This is a genomic window from Flavobacterium sp. SH_e (assembly GCF_025717045.1).
Lineage (GTDB): Bacteria > Bacteroidota > Bacteroidia > Flavobacteriales > Flavobacteriaceae > Flavobacterium.
The window spans coordinates 580,721-597,523 of the sequence record NZ_JAOVZN010000006.1 but is presented as its reverse complement, the minus strand read 5'-3'; the positions used below and the strand labels follow the sequence as shown (position 1 = coordinate 597,523).

The 16,803-nt window shown below is 32.8% G+C and carries 16 protein-coding genes; 12 read left to right on the top strand and 4 right to left on the bottom strand.

Annotated elements, in window-relative coordinates; all coding sequences use genetic code 11:
- Positions 1 to 15: 15 nt before the first annotated feature.
- From OD917_RS13485 to OD917_RS13475, 3 genes are read left to right on the top strand one after another with little or no spacing between them, the layout of a single operon-like run.
- On the top strand, positions 16 to 237 hold the full coding sequence (locus OD917_RS13485; RefSeq protein WP_263523988.1) for a helix-turn-helix domain-containing protein: 222 nt from the start codon (positions 16 to 18) through the stop codon (positions 235 to 237).
- Complete coding sequence (dcm, locus tag OD917_RS13480; protein WP_263523987.1) at positions 234 to 1,457, top strand: DNA (cytosine-5-)-methyltransferase; 1,224 nt, start codon at positions 234 to 236, stop codon at positions 1,455 to 1,457. The genes OD917_RS13485 and dcm overlap by 4 nt, the downstream gene beginning before the upstream one ends.
- Positions 1,438 to 2,745 (top strand): MvaI/BcnI restriction endonuclease family protein, encoded by a 1,308-nt coding sequence (locus OD917_RS13475; protein ID WP_263523986.1) that lies wholly within the window; start codon positions 1,438 to 1,440, stop codon positions 2,743 to 2,745. The genes dcm and OD917_RS13475 overlap by 20 nt, the downstream gene beginning before the upstream one ends.
- Positions 2,746 to 3,010: 265 nt before the next feature.
- Here OD917_RS13475 and OD917_RS13470 read toward each other — a convergent pair whose 3' ends face one another.
- A complete protein-coding gene (locus OD917_RS13470; RefSeq protein ID WP_091128591.1) occupies positions 3,011 to 3,244 on the bottom strand; it encodes a hypothetical protein in 234 nt (77 codons plus the stop codon).
- A gap of 344 nt (positions 3,245 to 3,588) precedes the next feature.
- Here OD917_RS13470 and OD917_RS13465 point away from each other — a divergent pair, with 344 nt between their 5' ends.
- On the top strand, positions 3,589 to 3,903 hold the full coding sequence (locus OD917_RS13465; RefSeq protein ID WP_095929746.1) for an HPF/RaiA family ribosome-associated protein: 315 nt from the start codon (positions 3,589 to 3,591) through the stop codon (positions 3,901 to 3,903).
- 154 nt (positions 3,904 to 4,057) lie between these two features.
- Here OD917_RS13465 and OD917_RS13460 read toward each other — a convergent pair whose 3' ends face one another.
- Positions 4,058 to 4,717, bottom strand: a complete 660-nt coding sequence (locus OD917_RS13460) for a hypothetical protein (protein WP_263523985.1) — start codon at positions 4,715 to 4,717, stop codon at positions 4,058 to 4,060.
- A gap of 256 nt (positions 4,718 to 4,973) precedes the next feature.
- Between OD917_RS13460 and OD917_RS13455 the strand changes: the two genes are divergently transcribed.
- From OD917_RS13455 to OD917_RS13435, 5 genes are all read left to right on the top strand, one after another.
- Complete coding sequence (locus tag OD917_RS13455; RefSeq protein ID WP_263523984.1) at positions 4,974 to 5,462, top strand: nuclear transport factor 2 family protein; 489 nt, start codon at positions 4,974 to 4,976, stop codon at positions 5,460 to 5,462.
- 263 nt (positions 5,463 to 5,725) lie between these two features.
- Positions 5,726 to 7,108, top strand: coding sequence for an ammonium transporter (locus OD917_RS13450; RefSeq protein ID WP_263523983.1), 1,383 nt, complete (start codon positions 5,726 to 5,728; stop codon positions 7,106 to 7,108).
- Positions 7,109 to 7,246: 138 nt separating this feature from the next.
- The gene (trmB, locus tag OD917_RS13445) at positions 7,247 to 7,924 is read left to right on the top strand and encodes a tRNA (guanosine(46)-N7)-methyltransferase TrmB (protein WP_073408106.1); all 678 of its coding nucleotides are present in this window, start codon (positions 7,247 to 7,249) and stop codon (positions 7,922 to 7,924) included.
- Positions 7,925 to 7,965: 41 nt separating this feature from the next.
- Entirely contained in the window at positions 7,966 to 8,604 is a 639-nt protein-coding gene (locus OD917_RS13440; RefSeq protein ID WP_263523982.1) for a LysE family transporter, read from the top strand.
- Between the two features lie 83 nt (positions 8,605 to 8,687).
- The gene (locus OD917_RS13435) at positions 8,688 to 9,014 is read left to right on the top strand and encodes an MGMT family protein (RefSeq protein ID WP_263523981.1); all 327 of its coding nucleotides are present in this window, start codon (positions 8,688 to 8,690) and stop codon (positions 9,012 to 9,014) included.
- Between the two features lie 107 nt (positions 9,015 to 9,121).
- On the opposite strand, the gene OD917_RS13430 is transcribed toward OD917_RS13435, so the two are convergent.
- Positions 9,122 to 10,447 (bottom strand): sensor histidine kinase, encoded by a 1,326-nt coding sequence (locus OD917_RS13430; protein WP_263523980.1) that lies wholly within the window; start codon positions 10,445 to 10,447, stop codon positions 9,122 to 9,124.
- Positions 10,448 to 10,600: 153 nt separating this feature from the next.
- Positions 10,601 to 11,965, bottom strand: coding sequence for a sigma-54-dependent transcriptional regulator (locus OD917_RS13425; RefSeq protein ID WP_263523979.1), 1,365 nt, complete (start codon positions 11,963 to 11,965; stop codon positions 10,601 to 10,603).
- A gap of 160 nt (positions 11,966 to 12,125) precedes the next feature.
- Between OD917_RS13425 and OD917_RS13420 the strand changes: the two genes are divergently transcribed.
- The 3 genes from OD917_RS13420 to OD917_RS13410 all read left to right on the top strand — a co-directional run bounded on the left by OD917_RS13420 (position 12,126) and on the right by OD917_RS13410 (position 16,788).
- On the top strand, positions 12,126 to 13,367 hold the full coding sequence (locus OD917_RS13420) for an efflux RND transporter periplasmic adaptor subunit (RefSeq protein WP_263523978.1): 1,242 nt from the start codon (positions 12,126 to 12,128) through the stop codon (positions 13,365 to 13,367).
- A 153-nt stretch (positions 13,368 to 13,520) separates the two neighbouring features.
- Positions 13,521 to 14,228, top strand: coding sequence for an ABC transporter ATP-binding protein (locus OD917_RS13415; RefSeq protein ID WP_263523977.1), 708 nt, complete (start codon positions 13,521 to 13,523; stop codon positions 14,226 to 14,228).
- 133 nt (positions 14,229 to 14,361) lie between these two features.
- Positions 14,362 to 16,788, top strand: a complete 2,427-nt coding sequence (locus OD917_RS13410; RefSeq protein WP_263523976.1) for an ABC transporter permease — start codon at positions 14,362 to 14,364, stop codon at positions 16,786 to 16,788.
- The last annotated feature ends 15 nt before the right edge of the window (positions 16,789 to 16,803 follow it).

Genomic DNA, 16,803 nt, shown 5'->3' with positions numbered 1-16,803 from the left:
CTACTTTTATAAACTATGAATATCAAAGAAAAATTCGGATTCAAAGTAAAAGAACTTCGAGAACAAAAAGGATACTCAATCGAGTATTTAGCCAATATTTCCAACGTTGATAGAAATTATATTTCAGACATTGAAAAAGGTCAACGAAATGTTTCCATAGAAATAATAGAAAAAATAATAACAGCTCTCGATACTGATTTTGGAGCTTTTTTTAATGATAAGGGTTTTAAAAAATGAAGAAAGTAAAAAAATATTCAGAAATCAGGCAAAAACTTCAAATTGATGTTGACAAAAAAACAGATAATGGTTTAGCTAAATTTACTCATTATCTACAAAATCATAAAAATGGTGTTTCGGAATATTTCAAAAATGATGCAGAAAAATATCTTACAACGATACATGAAAAATTAAATATTTTAGAAGAACCAAACTTCCAATATTATTTACCTATAAAATGGGATATCCCTTTTCCTTCGCCGGAAGAACCTAAATTTAAATTTATAGATTTATTTGCTGGTATTGGAGGAATAAGACTTGCTTATCAAAATCTGGGAGGTAAGTGTGTATTTACAAGTGAATGGGACACTTATTCAAAAAAAACTTATGAGGCAAATTTTGGCAAAGTACCATTTGGAGATATAACTCAAATTAATGAAACGGAAATTCCTGATCATGATGTTTTACTTGCAGGATTTCCATGCCAACCTTTTTCTATCGCTGGTGTTTCAAAAAAGAATGCATTAGGTAGAAATCATGGTTTTTTAGACGAAACTCAAGGAACGTTGTTTTTTGATATTGCTAGAATTCTTAAACATAAAAGGCCGAAAACTTTTATGTTAGAAAATGTTAAAAATTTAGTATCTCACGATAAAGGAAACACTTTTAAAGTCATTAAAAAAACCTTGGAGGAATTAAATTACACCATTTACTATAAAGTTTTAGATGGGAAATATTTTGTTCCTCAACACAGGGAAAGAATTATTATTGTTGGTTTTGATAACGAATATTTTGAAGGAAAAGAGAATTTCAAATTTCCTGAGATGACCGAAGCAAAATTTGCATTAAAAGATATTCTTTTACCTAATGTAGACCCTAAATACACATTGTCAGACAAGCTTTGGAATTATCTTCAAGAATATGCAAAAAAGCACAAAGCTAAAGGAAATGGATTTGGATTCGGTTTAGCTGATTTAAATGGAATTTCTAGAACTATGAGCGCTAGATATTACAAAGATGGAGCAGAAATATTAATACCCCAGAAAGGCAAAAACCCAAGAAGATTAGTCCCTCGCGAATGTGCAAGACTTCAAGGATTTCCTGATAATTTTATTATTCCCGTATCTGACAACCAAGCTTACAAGCAATTTGGAAATTCAGTAGTCTCTCCTTTAATGCAGGCAGTTGGAAAAAACATATTACAAGAATTAATTCGAATCAATGAATTTAAACAATCTTAAGTCGATCTTTTCAGCGAATGGATGTAATAAGATTTATATAAAAAATCTAGCACCCAACGATAACTCTAAAAATCAAGTATATTTTGGAGGAAACTTTGAGGTATTAAATATTTTGCCTATTTCTGAAATTACTACTGAAGCGGCTGGAGAATGGAAAAAAGAACGATTTAAGGCTAAAATAAATTTTTCATGGATTCTGGAAGATGGCACCTTAACCTTGGCTCCAAAGTCACAACTTATTTTATATCCAAAATATCCTGAAGTGAGATTTTCAGGATTTTTAATTGGAAGTAAAAATGCTCCTTCTCATTTAATGACGCAACGACTCCAAAACAGGTTGCTTTTTTTAGGAGTTTCTGACCTTGGTCAAATTTTAGGATATGTAGCTGCTCCTGATTCTGAAATTGCTAGTGAACTGAATAATTTACCTTCATTAAATAATTATGGAATATTCAAAATAATAGAGCTTCCAATTTTTCAAAACAATAAACAAAAACTAATTACAGAATTATTACGTATCCATAATCTTGGCTGGATTAAATCTAAGCGTTTGGATGCTTTGGGAAATATTTTACCTTGTGAGTCGTCTAATTGCGGAGGTTACACACTAGAAGCAGAATTAGGAATAACTCCAAATGGATATTCCGAGCCTGATTATCTTGGATGGGAAGTAAAACAATTTGGAGTTGCAAATTTTGCAAGAATTAATTCAAGAGTAATAACATTAATGACACCTGAACCCACCGATGGTTTTTACAAATTAGCTGGCGCAGAAGCTTTTTTAAGAAAATATGGTTATCCTGATGTTAGCGGAAAGCCAGATAGATTAAACTTTGGAGGAGTACATAAATCTGATTTACTTCATCCTCGCACAAACCTTACATTAAAATTAATAGGATATGATCAAACCGAGGGAAAAATCAGAAATGCTAATGGTCGAATTGCTTTAATCGATGTTAACAACAACGAAACAGCCTCATGGAGTTTTTCGTCAATGCTTTTACATTGGAATAGAAAACATAATCAGGCTTGCTATGTTCCTTCCTTATCAGAAACGGGCACAGGTAGAAATTATAAATATGGCAATAAAATAATTCTAGGAACTGGTACAGATTTTTTAATGTTTTTGAAAGAAATGGCAAATGGGAATATCTATTACGATCCGGGAATTAAAATAGAAAATATGTCTTCTAAGCCTTCAATAAAAAAAAGAAGCCAATTTCGAATTAAGTCTGGATATTTATCCAACTTATATAAAGAAAATGAAATTATAGATATTACCATTTAAATAATTCAATAACTAATAGCATTCATTTGATGATAGAATATTCTATTTTACCTATTCCAACTTCATTAATTCCACCAATCATACTTAATGATATTATTTACAATTGTCCCGTTTGTGATAATGAAATTGAAATAGATATGCTTGTAGATAATGATAGCTTTGTAAAATGCAATTTATGCGAACACATAATTAAATTTGAAATCAAACAAGTTTAAAAAAATCTAAATATAAAAAGCCACTCTACCAAGTGGCTTTTTCTCATTTCTTACTCAATCCCCAAATAAGGATCAAGAATTTCTGCTAATTCATTTAACCAAAAGAAACCATCTTCAATATTTACGGTTTCAGTTTTCATAAATCCATCTTCTCGTATTGCATTTAAAGCAATTAGGAAATTTACTTGCCTAATGGTTTTTGCCATACTTTTAGAATCAATTGAATTGTTGAAGAATTCTGTTAACCTCAATTCGGTTTCTTTGGAAAAGGTGTTTGTACTCATTTTTTTTGCATTTAGGAATTATAAAACCCGCATAACTTAGGTGTCCTACGCTGCAAAGAGCGTTGCGGTTGTTTCCAATACCGCCACCATATCATACGGGCAAGAAGTTTTTTTGTGTTCATATATTTTTGCATTTAGGAACTTCAAATATATGAAAAACAAAAACAAATTGTAAGTTTTTTCCTTAATCAAAAATTAAAGTACTGTAAGTATATTTTCTCCAAATCGAAATTACAAAATTGAAAAACAAATCATTTTAAAATTTCATAATATTTCCTTAACCAACTTGTCTTTTATCTTTAAAATCGATAAGTTTGAGAATGAATCATTAAATTTTATTTGTTATGAAAGTACAAATCAACACCGACAAAAACATTGAAGGAAGTGCAAGATTAGAAAGTTATTTTTCTGGAGAAGTAGAAAAAAGCTTAGACCGTTTTCAAGATAAAATTACTCGCGTAGAAATTCATTTTGGAGATGAAAATGGAGAAAAATTCAGCTTGCATGACAAAAAGTGTGTGATTGAAGTTCGTCCCGTAAAACTACAGCCAATTACAGTTACAGAACACGCCGAAAGTCTTGAAAAAGCTTTTAGCGGTGCATTGGCAAAAGCTAAAAAAACATTGACGAGCACTTTCGAAAAAATAAAAGAACATTAATTTTTTTAAACCATATAAGTGAAATAAGTTCATTTTAGAATTTACCTCACAAAGCAACGAAGCCGTAAAGAATACTTTACTGCTTCGTTTTTTTATGGATTAGATCAAGTGAAAATCTTAAATTCCCTTAAATCATTTATATATTTTTATTTCCTTACGATTTTGGCAATGGTGCGCCAACAGCAATATCACAACGGTGACCTGGTTTTCCGTGTGGCGGATTCATTCCGTCTGCTACTTTCACTTCATTACCTTCTGTGCTTAACAAAGCAGGAACTGGGTTTGATGCTGGCGGAGTAACAGTAAAGTTTTGCGTAACTGTTCCGCTTTGAGCTGTGTTTGAAGCTGTTGTTGTCGCTGTCGCTTTAGGTGAATTTAAAGGAGCTCCAACAGGAATATCACATCTGTGTCCTGGCTGTCCGTGTGGAGGATTCATTCCTTTTGCCACTTTAACTGGCGCCGTTGTTGTCGTAGTCACTACTTGAGGCTGGCTTACCTGCACTGTTTGTCCAGCTTGCGCAGTAACTTGTCCTTGCTGTGGTGGTGCCGAATTTAACGGAGCTCCAACAGCAATATCGCAACGGTGTCCTGGCTGACCATGAGCAGGATTAATTCCTTTTGTGTCACTTAAAACAGTATTTGGGTTTGCTGCAGGATTTTGCACCACTGGAGCAGCTTTTGTAGTATCTTTTGCTAGTCCTAACCTTACTAATTCAGAGGTTGCTGTGGTTTCTTGCGGTTCTAATTCCTTTTTGCAGGAAATAAAAAGTAAAGAAGTAACAGCTAGTGAGCTTAGAAGTATTTTTGCATTCATGACTGGGGTATTTTTATTGAAAATCAAATATAGTGGTTTTTGAGATATTACACCATATAAGTAATGTAAGATAATTTAGTAAAGAATAAAGAAACAAAGTTGCAAAGTTACAGAGTCATTAGAAAATCTTAAAACAAACTTTGCATTCTTTCTATCGACGATTATCTATATTGTAAGAAATTTTCCTTGTTTTTTTCTTATGTAATTTTATATGGTTCAAAAAAATTAATATCTTTAAACTCAAATAATAGTACTCATGAAAAAAACACTTTTACTTATTTTATTCATTGCTTCTTTTGCAAATGCTCAAGCTGACAAAAACAAAATCAACCAGACTCTTGATGCGTGGCATAAAGCTGCGGGTGAAGTAAAATATGACGCTTACTTTAATGTATTGGCAGACGATGCGATTTACATCGGAACTGATGCTACAGAAAATTGGACCAAAAAAGAATTTTCAGTTTGGGCAAAACCTTATTTCGATAAAGGAACAACGTGGAATTTTAAAGCTTTAGAACGTCATATCTTTTTTGATAAAAGCGGAAAGATTGCTTGGTTTGATGAATTGTTAGACACACAAATGAAAATCTGCCGCGGTTCTGGAGTTTTGGTAAAAGTAGGTAACGAATGGAAAATTCAGCATTATGTTCTATCTATGACTGTTCCAAATGATGAGGTTGATGCCGTAACCAAAATAAAAGCTCCAATTGAAGACGCTTTGATTGCAAAACTTCAAAAAAAATAAAACATTTTACATATTTCTTATTATAAACGTAACTTTTCTAGCACTTTAGAAGCGCTGTTGCTAAATTAATTTTAATAAATTCGTTAAAAACAGCGCTTTTTTGTAACTTTAGAATAAGATACTGTCAAAAAAACGACCTGTATTTTACAAAATCAATCAAAATAAAACCTACACCTCTATTTTAACAGCCTTTAAAACAAGAATATTTATTTTTTTCTAACTTTGACCCCAAAAAAAATAGGGTTAAACAAAGTATTTTAAAAATGAAAATAGAAAAACGCTGGATTATCTCCTTTATCATGATAAGCGTCGTATGTACGATAGGGGCATTTTGGCCAACAGTTACAGAAAATAATTATGTTTTATCAGAATTTGGAACTACAGATCATATCGTTCCTGCCGATGTTGCTTGGATGCTTACTTCTAGCTGTCTGGTTTTAATCATGACGCCAGGATTGTCTTTCTTTTATGGCGGAATGGTAGGAAAGAAAAACGTTATTTCGACCATGCTTCAAAGTTTTATCTGTTTAGGAGTTGTAACGCTTTTATGGGTAGTGGTTGCTTTTAGTTTGGCATTTGGAGAACCCGTTGGATTTGGTTCTGGAGATCATTTTTACAGCTTTTTCGGTAATCCGACTACTTTTGCTTTTATGGATTATGTAGGCGTTCTGCCTCATAAACAATTGGCAAGCACGATTCCGTTTATGCTTTTTGCTTTGTTTCAGATGAAATTTGCCATCATTTGTCCTGCAATTATTACGGGTTCGTTTGCAGAGCGCGTTCGTTTTATCTCTTATTTAGTTTTCATTAGTTTATTTACCATTTTTATATATGCTCCTTTATGTCACGCCGTTTGGTATCCAACTGGAGTTTTAGGAAGTTATTTTGGCGTTAAAGATTTTGCAGGAGGAACTGTGGTACACATGAGTTCTGGTTTTGCAGCTTTGGCTGGAGTTATTGTTTTAGGAAAAAGAAAAAACAGCCAACATATTCCAACCAATATTCCGTTTGTATTATTAGGAACAGGAATGCTTTGGTTTGGCTGGTTCGGATTCAACGCTGGATCTGCTCTTGCTGCCAACGGAACTGCGGCTATGGCTTTTGCTACAACCACAACTTCATCGGCTGCAGCCATGTTAACTTGGATTTTCTTTGACAGAATGAACGGAAGAAAAGTTTCTGCTTTAGGTGCTTGTATTGGTGCTGTTGTAGGTTTAGTTGCTATTACACCTGCCGCAGGATTTGTTTCCGTTCCAGAAAGTATGTTCTTCGGATTCGTTACTGCCTTGGTTTCTAACACAGCTGTAAATTGTAAATATTCTAAAAAATTCGACGATACTCTTGACGTTTTTGCTTGTCACGGTGTTGGTGGAATTATGGGAATGATTTTGACTGCTATTTTCGCTCACGGCGAAGATGCAAGTTTACTTCACGGCGGATGGAACGTTTTTGGACACCACATGATGGCGTTGGTTTTAGTGTCAATTTTTACTTTCTTCGGAGCTTATTTCTTATTTAAAGTAACCAATTTCATTATTCCGCTAAGAGTTTCAGAAGAATCAGAACACATAGGATTGGATTTATCTCAGCATGATGAAACATTAGATCCGAAATCAAAACCAATTACAGAACCACATTACGGTTAAAAATATTTTTTTCAGCCACGAATTCACGAATTATTTTAAAAATAAAATTAGTGAATTCGTGGCTGAAAACTTTTTAAACCTAATTACGCTATTTTCATTCGTTTATATTCCTTAATTTTGCCGAAAATTTTTGTAAAAGTGGGAAGTAAAAATAAACTAAAAAGATTCAGAGAAAACGAAACATTTCAAAACGTTTTTCAGCCAACCAGAGAAGAAGTTGTAGGCGATTTAATGCCTTTAAAAGGAAAATGGAATTCTGATTTCTTTAAAAATGATAATCCATTAGTTTTAGAATTAGGATGTGGAAAGGGAGAATATTCTGTTGGATTAGCAGAGAAATACCCAAACAAAAATTTTATCGGAATTGACATTAAAGGCGCTCGTTTCTGGCGTGGTGCTAAAACTGCTGTAGAAAACGGTCTTCATAATGTTGCTTTTGTTCGTACACAAATTGAATTGATCAATCATATTTTTGCTGAAGGCGAAGTTGACGAAATCTGGATTACTTTCCCAGATCCACAGATCAAATACAAAAGAACGAAACACAGAATGACCAATTCTGAGTTCTTGAAATTGTACAAAAAAATCCTGAAAAAAGACGGTGTTGTAAATCTTAAGACCGATAGTGAATTTATGCACGGTTATACTCTTGGATTGCTTCACGGTGAAGGTCACGAAGTTTTGTATGCAAATCATAATGTTTACAAAAACGAAGGAAGTCCTGAAGTTGTAACTTCTATTCAAACTTTCTACGAAAAACAATATTTAGAAATTAATAAGGCAATTACGTATATTCGTTTCAAAATTAAAGACTAACTTTAATTTTGAAACCTTTATCTAACCGATTTAATAACTAAATGACCTACCTTACTCCATTAATTTCAGGTTTTATTGCCGCTGCCATTGGAACTATTCCGCCCGGATTGCTCAATATGACGGCTGCCAAAATAAAAATGAAAGAAGGAAAAAAGAATGCGTTATCGTTTGTGATCGGTGCTGTTTTGGTTATTTTCTTTCAGGCTTATGTAGCAGTGCTATTTGCACGTGTTATAGACAATAGACCAGATGTTGTAACCTTATTGCGTGAAGTTGGTTTTGTTATTTTTTCAATCTTAACTATTTACTTTTTATTTTTTGCGAAAAATCCATTAGCAAAGAAAAAAACGAAAATAAAGAAGAGCAGCAAAAAAAGCAGTTTCTTTCTCGGAATGCTGCTTTCTGGATTGAATTTCTTTCCAATTCCGTATTATGTTGTCGTAAGTGTTACACTGGCTTCATACAATCTTTTTACTTTTCAAAACCCGATTATACTAACATTTGTATTAGGTTCTGTTCTTGGGGCGTTTGGAGTTTTATACAGCTATATTGCTTTCTTCGGAAGAATAGAAAAGAAAACCGATTACTTCATGCGAAACATGAATACCATCATCGGAACAATTACCGGATTAGTGGCTCTTGCAACACTTTTTAATATTCTGAATTACTACTTCGGATAAATAAAACTAACCATTAAGAGATTAAGAAAAATTAAGTTTTTATCTTTATTAACTTCATATCTTAATGGTAAAAATATTTTAAAATGGCAGAAGAGAATTTTTTCGAAAGAGTATATGTAATCGCCAGACAAATTCCGTTTGGAAAAGTTACTTCTTACGGAGCTATTGCAAAAGCATTAGGCACAGCTCGTTCTGCAAGAATGGTCGGCTGGGCAATGAATGCCTGTCATAATATGGACGATGTTCCTGCGCATAGAGTCGTAAACCAAAAAGGACTTCTAACAGGAAAACATCACTTTGATGGAACTAATTTAATGCAGCAGCTTTTAGAAAATGAAGGCATAAAAGTAGTCAACAATCAGATTGTAGATTTTGAGAAACATTTCTGGAAACCGGAAGTTGAGATTTAAAAAACAGTCATACCTCATCTGTCAGGCTGAGCGGAGTCGAAGCCCACTCATGTAATAAGCCCTCCGACTTCGCTCAGGATGACAAAGGTAGTTTCACATCAGTATTTTCAGATCAAGCAAATCACAAAACTCGTTTGATCTTCATCGGTTTGATAGCTTAGATAACCTCCGTGCGCTTCTATAATATTTTTAGAAAGCGTCAAACCAATTCCAGCTCCATCTTTTCTGGTGGTGAAAAACGGAAGAAAAACTTTATCTCTAATTTCTGCGTCTACTCCTTTTCCGTTGTCTGAAATCACAATAAAAAAGCGATTATTTTCAGTATAACTGGAAATTATTAATTTCTTTTCTGATTTCTCTTTTAAAGCATGAATACTATTGGTAATCAAATTGATAATCACTTGTTCCATCTGATTTTTATCAATCATAATAGAACGGGAACTATGAATGTCATTAATCAATTCGATTCCTTCGTCTTTCAAAATCGGACTCATAATTCGTAAACAATCTTCAAACAAAGCATTAATGGGCGTCATTTGTTTATTCGGCGTTGGAAGCATTGCCAGTTTACGATAATTCTCAACAAAAAACTGTAAATGATCACTCCTATTTATAATTGTCGAAATACTGCTTTTGATATCTTCAAAATCATCTTCTTCCAACTCTTCCTGATCTACAATATGTAGCAGATTCTGCGAAAGCGCACGAATTGGCGTTAGTGAATTCATTAATTCATGCGAAATAATCTTCATCAAATTAATCCATGCTTCTTTTTCTTTTTTCTCAATGACGCGTTGAATACTGTCTAACAAAATAATGAAATACTCTTTATTATACGTTTGTGTATGCGAAGTCTGAAGCATAAAAGTCTGCAGATCATGATCTTCAATTTTTATGGAAATGGCTGTTTTGAGTTCACTAAAACCAACATTTTCAATTTCGTTACAAAGCGCTGGAAGATAATTTTTAAGATACTTCCAATGGCTTACTTTTGGCACTTTGAAGAGATTAGAAAAACAATCGTTCATTATAAAAATAGACCAATCTTCATCTTCTTTTTCTAAGATTAAAGCTGCAGTATCAATACTGTTCAAAATCGAACGATAGATTAACTCTTTGGAAATCTGCTCTTGTTTCTGAACCTTTAAAGTGTCATACAAAAGATACAGACTATTAAAATTGCCTTTTTTATGCTCTTCTGGAAAATGGGCAGAAAAGTCGTCGTGTAGAATTGAGTTTATCGTTTTATCATAAAACAGCAGCTGGTTTTTGACAAAAAAATACATTTCGAATAAGAAAATCAAAACGAAAACACCAACCAATAAAGCGTTGTATTGAAATCCTTTATAGAATAATAATGCACTGGCAAGGAAGAGCGCCATTACAAATAGAACTCTCACGAACAATGCATTATAAAATTTCCAGTTCTTCATTTATTATTTTTTTTTGCCTCTGATTGTTTTTTTTCTAGCCACAGATTAAAAAGATTAAAGGGATTTTTTATCTGCTAAATTTGCAAAATCTGCGTGAAACTAAAATTTAAGACAAAGCAAAAATCTTGATTCTTGACTCTTGCTTCTTTCTCTTTAATTTTTTAAATCGTATTTTTCTATTCTTCTATACAAAGCGGCACGCGATAAACCCAATTCTTCGGCAGTTTTACTTATATTTCCGTTGTGTTTGAATAATGCTTTTTCGATTGCGCCTTTTTCCATTTCCGATAGCGGATTTTCATCATTTTCCTGAATTTCTTCAAAATCTAAAATATCTAGATCCATTACAGAAATGGTATTGTTTTCAGCCAAAATCAAAGCGCGTTCGATTTTGTTTTCCATTTCGCGAACATTTCCTTTCCACGGATATTTTTCTAGATATAAGGCAACATTATCTTCAAAATGCCATCCCGAAGCTTCGTGACCATGATTGTACTTTTCAGCAATCTGTTCCAAAATAAAGTTCGCCATTGGCACAATATCATCTTTTCTTTCTCGCAAAGAAGGCAGATTAATTTCCATCGTATTAATTCTGTACAGCAAATCTTCACGGAACGTTTTATTTTTTACTTCTGTTTTAATATCGCTGTTTGTTGCCGCAATAACACGAACATTTAAAGGACGAGGTTTGCTTTCGCCCAAACGTGTTACGGTTTTGGTTTGCAAAACATGAAGCAGTTTTGCTTGAAGATGAAGCGGAATATTTCCAATTTCATCTAAGAAAATAGTTCCGTTCGATGCATTTTCAAAACGTCCTGGCGTATCGATTTTGGCATCGGTAAAAGCACCTTTGGCGTAACCAAAAAGTTCACTTTCGAACAGATTATCGCTTAGTGAACCCAAATCTACATGTACAAACGGCTGGTTTTTTCTTTCAGAATGCTGATGGATATATTCGGCAAAAACATATTTTCCTGTTCCGTTTTCACCTAAAATCAAAACATTGGCATCTGTTCTAGCGACTTTTTCTGCAATAGAATAAGCTTGTTTGATTTTGGCCGAAGTGCCAACAAAATATCTCTTTTCGTTTTTTTCTTCTTTTTCTGCAGAGGCTTTTTTACTGTTTTTTCTGCTTTCAGCAACAGCTTTATCAATAACTTCTAATAGTTTTTCGTTGTTCCACGGTTTTAGAACATAATCAAAAGCACCAATTTTAATGCCTTCTACAGCAGTTTCAATTTTACCAAAAGCAGTCATTAAAATCACAATAGTTTGCGGAGAAAGCGTTTTAACTTCTTTCAGCCAATGAATTCCTTCTCGCCCATCTTCAAAACCAATTCGGTAATTCATATCTAACAAAACCACATTTATTTCATTTTCGCTTAAGATCGAAATGATTTTTTTGGGACTATTGGTTGTGAAAATGGTCTCGAAATGTTTTTTAAGAATCATTTTTGCAGAAAAAAGAATTTCTTCCTGATCGTCAACAACTAATATTTGGGCAAGTTTTTTTCTCATGTGGTCTTTTTTCTGTCCGCTTCTGAACGGTCAACTGTTCATTATCGGACACTGCTTTTTTGACGTGTTTTTTAAAGCCTCTTTAAAATCAATGCTTTACAGATAATAAATTTTATGGCACAGTATTTACCTATTGATTATCAGTAAAATAAATTAAAAAATGGACACGATAATTCCTCGTAAAAATAAAAAATTTAGATATCTCGCAATAGCAATTGCTGTTTTTTTAGTTTTGCTAGCCATTACGATTTTTGCTTTTAATACCAAAAGGACTTTAAATGTAAAAGCAGACGAATTGGTAGTTCAAAAAGCAGAAAAAGCTTTTTTTGAAGATTTCGTAGTTTTTCAGGCAAAAGTAGAACCTTTGAATATGATGCTGGTAAACGTTACAGAAGGCGGTTCTGTAAAAGAAATTTTTGTAGAAAATGGTGCAATGGTTACCAAAGGGCAATCACTGGCTCGTTTGTACAATCCGAATACAGAATTGAATTATCTTACTCAGGAAACAGCTATTATTGAGCAAATCAACAATTTAAATACAGGAAAATTAAATATCCGAAATCAGGAATTGAACTTGACCAAAGATTTAGTTTTAATAGAACACGATTACAATGATGCTAAAAGATTGTATGAAATGAATGCTAAACTTTATGAGAAAGACGTAATTTCTAGAAATGACTGGAATACTTTTAAGGAAAGTCTTCGTTTTCAGGAAGAACGCAAAAAAACAATCCAGCAGAGCATTCAAAAAGAAAAACAAAGCAATCAGGTTCAGATTTCTCAAATAAATCGTTCTATCCAAACCATGGAAAAGAGTTTGGATATTCTTAGAAACAATAAAAAGAACTTTTTGATCACAGCGCCAGAAACAGGACGATTGACTTCTTTTGAACCTGTTTTAGGAAAAACTTTTCAGGCTGGGGCGAGCATCGGAAAAATTGATTCTAATAAGGGCTATAAACTTACAGCTGAAGTAGATGAGTTTTACTTAGAAAAAATTAGAGAAGGTTTAAAAGGCCAAGTAGAATTTAAAGGAAAAAATCTTGAAGTTCTGGTTACTAAAGTAATTCCCGAAGTAAAAGGCGGTCGATTTACAGTTGAGTTAGCTTTTGTTTCAAAAGAAAACATCGTTTTACAAGACGGACTTAGTTTTGGTGTGAAATTGATTCTTTCTGAAAGAAACAAAATATTAGTAATTCCGAGAGGAACTTTTAATCAGGAAGCGGCTGGCAAATGGATTTTTGTAATAAAAGGAAACAAAGCCGAAAGAAGAAACATCAAATTAGGACGCGAAAATCCTTCTTATTATGAAGTCTTAGAAGGTTTAAAAGAAGGCGAATCTGTCATTACTTCTTCTTACACTGATTATAAAGATATTGAAGAGCTTTCGCTTGAAAATTAATTTTTGTTTCAAGTTTCAAGTTTCAGGTTTCATGTTAACGCTGCAACCAACTTGAAAGCTGAAACTTGAAACAAAAAAACAAATAAAAACAATCATCGTTTCAATCATCAATCAAAAAACGCATTTAATAACATTTCAAAACCTTAAAAAATTATGATTACAATTCAGAATTTAACCAAAGTTTTCAGAACAGAAGAAATAGAAACTGCTGCTTTAAGCGGTATCAACTTAGAAATAAAAAAAGGAGATTTTTTAACCATTATGGGACCTTCGGGCTGTGGAAAATCGACTTTATTGAACATTATTGGACTTTTGGATAGTGCAAATGATGGAAGCTATAAATTATTGGATCAAGAAATGATCAGCCTAAAAGAAAAAGGAAGATCAAAAGTTAGAAAAGAAAATATTGGTTTTATTTTCCAAAACTTCAACTTAATCGATGAGCTTTCTGTTTACGATAATATCGAATTGCCTTTGCTTTACAATAATGTAAAAGCTTCTGAAAGAAAACAGAAAATTGAAGCTATTGCAGAGAAATTAAATATTTCTCATCGTTTAAAACATTTTCCGCAACAGCTTTCTGGAGGACAGCAGCAGAGAGTTGCCGTTGCAAGAGCTTTGGTAAACGATCCCAAAATTATTCTTGCCGATGAGCCTACAGGAAACTTAGACAGTAAAAATGGTAATGAGGTAATGGAACTTTTAACCGATTTACATGCTAAGGGCGCCACCATTTTGATGGTTACCCACTCTGATTATGATGCTTCTTTTTCGCAAAGAACCATTCACATGAAAGACGGAGTTATATTTTCTGAAAAGTTAAATCAACGTAATGTTGATGTTTTTATGGACGCTAAATAATAAAGTGATGATTAAAATTATTGTTACTGCACTTGTGGTTCTGGTAGAATTAGTGTGCAAAATATTTACTATGATTTAAAACCGAAAGGTTTACCAAAAACAACCATATCAACTATAAAAAATATACATCAAAATGATTTTTAACTGGTTTAAAATATTTATCTATCATTTAAGACAAAGCAAACTGTTTTCGTTTTTAAATGTTTTAGGATTAAGCATCGGGATTGCTGCGGTGATTTTTGCTATTCTTTATTGGAACAATGAACATTCTTACGACCAATGGAATCCTGAAAAAGAAAGCTCTTATTTGGTTCTTAATAAAATTGGCTCGGGAGATATTTGGGCTTCCAATTCGATTCCGTTTGGAGAAACTTGCAAAGCTAGCATTCCAGAAATTGAGAAAGTTTGCTTTATGAACAATTGGTATGACGAGGAAATTATCAAATATAAAGATCAAAAACTATTGACTAAAAATATCATGGTTTCTGATGAAAATTTCTTTGACTTTTTCCCTTTCGAAATTATCCAAGGTGCTAAACAGAATATTCTAAAAGAAAAAAACAGCGTTGCTATTTCGACAGAACAAGCTCAATTGCTTTTTAAGAATGAAGATCCTATCGGAAAATCTATTTCATACAAAAACATCAATTACACTGTCAAGTCGGTTTATAGATTAATTAAACCTTCATCTATTGAACCAACTTACGTTTTCAGCGGTGTAAAAAGAGAAGGAGATTTAAACAGCTGGGGGAATTTTAATTATGGCTTAATGGTCAAAATTAAAGATGGAGTAGATCCTGCTCTTGTTTTAAAGAAAATGCAGAATGTTGTCTTTGTAAATAGAACTGTAAAAGATGCCAAAGAAAGCGGACAAACTGTTGAACAGTATATTAAAGAGAATGGCGAAGTAAAAGTGATTATAGATCAGCTCAAAACCTCTCGTTTACATGGAACAAAAAGTTCTGGGGGAAGAAACTTCCCTGAGGGTTATGGTAATTTAAAATTACTTTATATCATGGTGGGTTTATCTATTTTGATTTTAGTTTTATCATTGGTAAATTATATCAATTTAGCAACTGCATCGGCAATAAAACGTGCAAAAGAAGTTGGAGTTCGTAAGATTGTAGGCGCTTCAAAAAACCAGATTATTACTCAGTTTATTTTTGAAACCGCTATAATTGTAACGCTTGCCATTTTATTTGCTTTGGCAATTGTTGAACTTGCCTTACCATATTATAATAATTTCCTAAACAAAACGCTGACTATGAATGGCAGCGAATTTTACCTGCAGCTTGTTTTAATATTTGGATTAGTAATCATTTTTGCTGGTATTTTCCCTGCCATTTATATCTCAAATTTTGAAACTCTAAAAGTTTTGAAAGGGAATTTTTCAAGGAGCAAAAGCGGAATCTGGATTCGGAATTCGATGCTTATTTTTCAATTCGGAATTGCGGCATTCTTTATAATTGGCGCATTGATTGTGAATTCTCAAGTCAATTATATGATGGATAAAGATTTAGGTTTCAGCGGAGATCAAGTAATTTCAATTCCATTTAACACTCTTGATAGATTTAAACGAACAGACGATTATTTAACTGCCAAACAGGAAATTAAAAAAATCCCTGGAGTTTTAGATGTTTCTACTTTTGCAGGATCTTTTGGAGGAAGCACCAATTCTAGTTCTGGTTTTAAACACAACGGTATTTTTGTACAGCCAAGAAATGTCGAAATGGATTTTGGTTTCTTGAATATGATGAAAATCAAGATCGTAAAAGGACGTGATTTATCCCCTCAATACGCTTCAGATACTATAAGTAGTATGCTTATGAATGAAACTTTGGTAAAAACTCTTAATATTAAAGATCCAATAAACACAATTATAACATCTGGATGGGGAAATGAAAAAGGCAGTTTGAAATTTAAAATTGTAGGAGTTGTAAAAGACTTCAACATCACCGGCCTTCAGGATAAAGTTCCGCCAATGGTTTTTATTAACTTGCAAACTTTAAAATGGAATAACTTTAATAACGTGCTTGTGAAAGTTTCTCCAAACAATTTAACAGAAACGTTAGAAAAATTGAAATTATACTGGGAGAAAAATGTAAATCCAGACTATCCTTTTGACTACCAATTTGTTGATAAAGGATTTGCAAAAACTTATGCAGAGCAAGTAAAGCAAAAAGACCTGTTTTTTATTCTAAATTTGGTTGTAATTATAATTGCTGTGTTCGGATTATTTGCTTTGGCATCATTTTCGATGGAGAGAAGATTGAAAGAAATCGCCATTCGAAAAACATTAGGAGCAGAAACAGATATTCTCCTAAAAGAATTATCGAAACAATATATTGTTTTCTGTTTAATAGGATTTGGAATAGGGATTGTTCCTGCTTATATATTATTACAGAAATGGCTTGAAGATTTCGCTTTTAGAATTGGAATTTCATCCGTTCCTTTTATAATTGCACTGATTTCTCTTTTGATTTTAACTTTAATAATTGTTTTAACAAAAGCGTTTCAGGTAACCAAGATAGATGTTTTAAAATATCTAAAATACGAATAAGCTTGTAGACCATTT

Bases quoted from the DNA above. Each gene is read 5' to 3' on its own strand.
- OD917_RS13485 (WP_263523988.1), top strand. From the start codon at position 16: ATGAATATCAAAGAAAAATTCGGATTCAAAGTAAAAGAACTTCGAGAA.
- dcm (WP_263523987.1), top strand. From the start codon at position 234: ATGAAGAAAGTAAAAAAATATTCAGAAATCAGGCAAAAACTTCAAATT.
- OD917_RS13475 (WP_263523986.1), top strand. From the start codon at position 1,438: ATGAATTTAAACAATCTTAAGTCGATCTTTTCAGCGAATGGATGTAAT.
- OD917_RS13470 (WP_091128591.1), bottom strand. From the start codon at position 3,244: ATGAGTACAAACACCTTTTCCAAAGAAACCGAATTGAGGTTAACAGAA.
- OD917_RS13465 (WP_095929746.1), top strand. From the start codon at position 3,589: ATGAAAGTACAAATCAACACCGACAAAAACATTGAAGGAAGTGCAAGA.
- OD917_RS13460 (WP_263523985.1), bottom strand. From the start codon at position 4,717: ATGAATGCAAAAATACTTCTAAGCTCACTAGCTGTTACTTCTTTACTT.
- OD917_RS13455 (WP_263523984.1), top strand. From the start codon at position 4,974: ATGAAAAAAACACTTTTACTTATTTTATTCATTGCTTCTTTTGCAAAT.
- OD917_RS13450 (WP_263523983.1), top strand. From the start codon at position 5,726: ATGAAAATAGAAAAACGCTGGATTATCTCCTTTATCATGATAAGCGTC.
- OD917_RS13440 (WP_263523982.1), top strand. From the start codon at position 7,966: ATGACCTACCTTACTCCATTAATTTCAGGTTTTATTGCCGCTGCCATT.
- OD917_RS13435 (WP_263523981.1), top strand. From the start codon at position 8,688: ATGGCAGAAGAGAATTTTTTCGAAAGAGTATATGTAATCGCCAGACAA.
- OD917_RS13430 (WP_263523980.1), bottom strand. From the start codon at position 10,447: ATGAAGAACTGGAAATTTTATAATGCATTGTTCGTGAGAGTTCTATTT.
- OD917_RS13425 (WP_263523979.1), bottom strand. From the start codon at position 11,965: ATGAGAAAAAAACTTGCCCAAATATTAGTTGTTGACGATCAGGAAGAA.
- OD917_RS13420 (WP_263523978.1), top strand. From the start codon at position 12,126: ATGGACACGATAATTCCTCGTAAAAATAAAAAATTTAGATATCTCGCA.
- OD917_RS13415 (WP_263523977.1), top strand. From the start codon at position 13,521: ATGATTACAATTCAGAATTTAACCAAAGTTTTCAGAACAGAAGAAATA.
- OD917_RS13410 (WP_263523976.1), top strand. From the start codon at position 14,362: ATGATTTTTAACTGGTTTAAAATATTTATCTATCATTTAAGACAAAGC.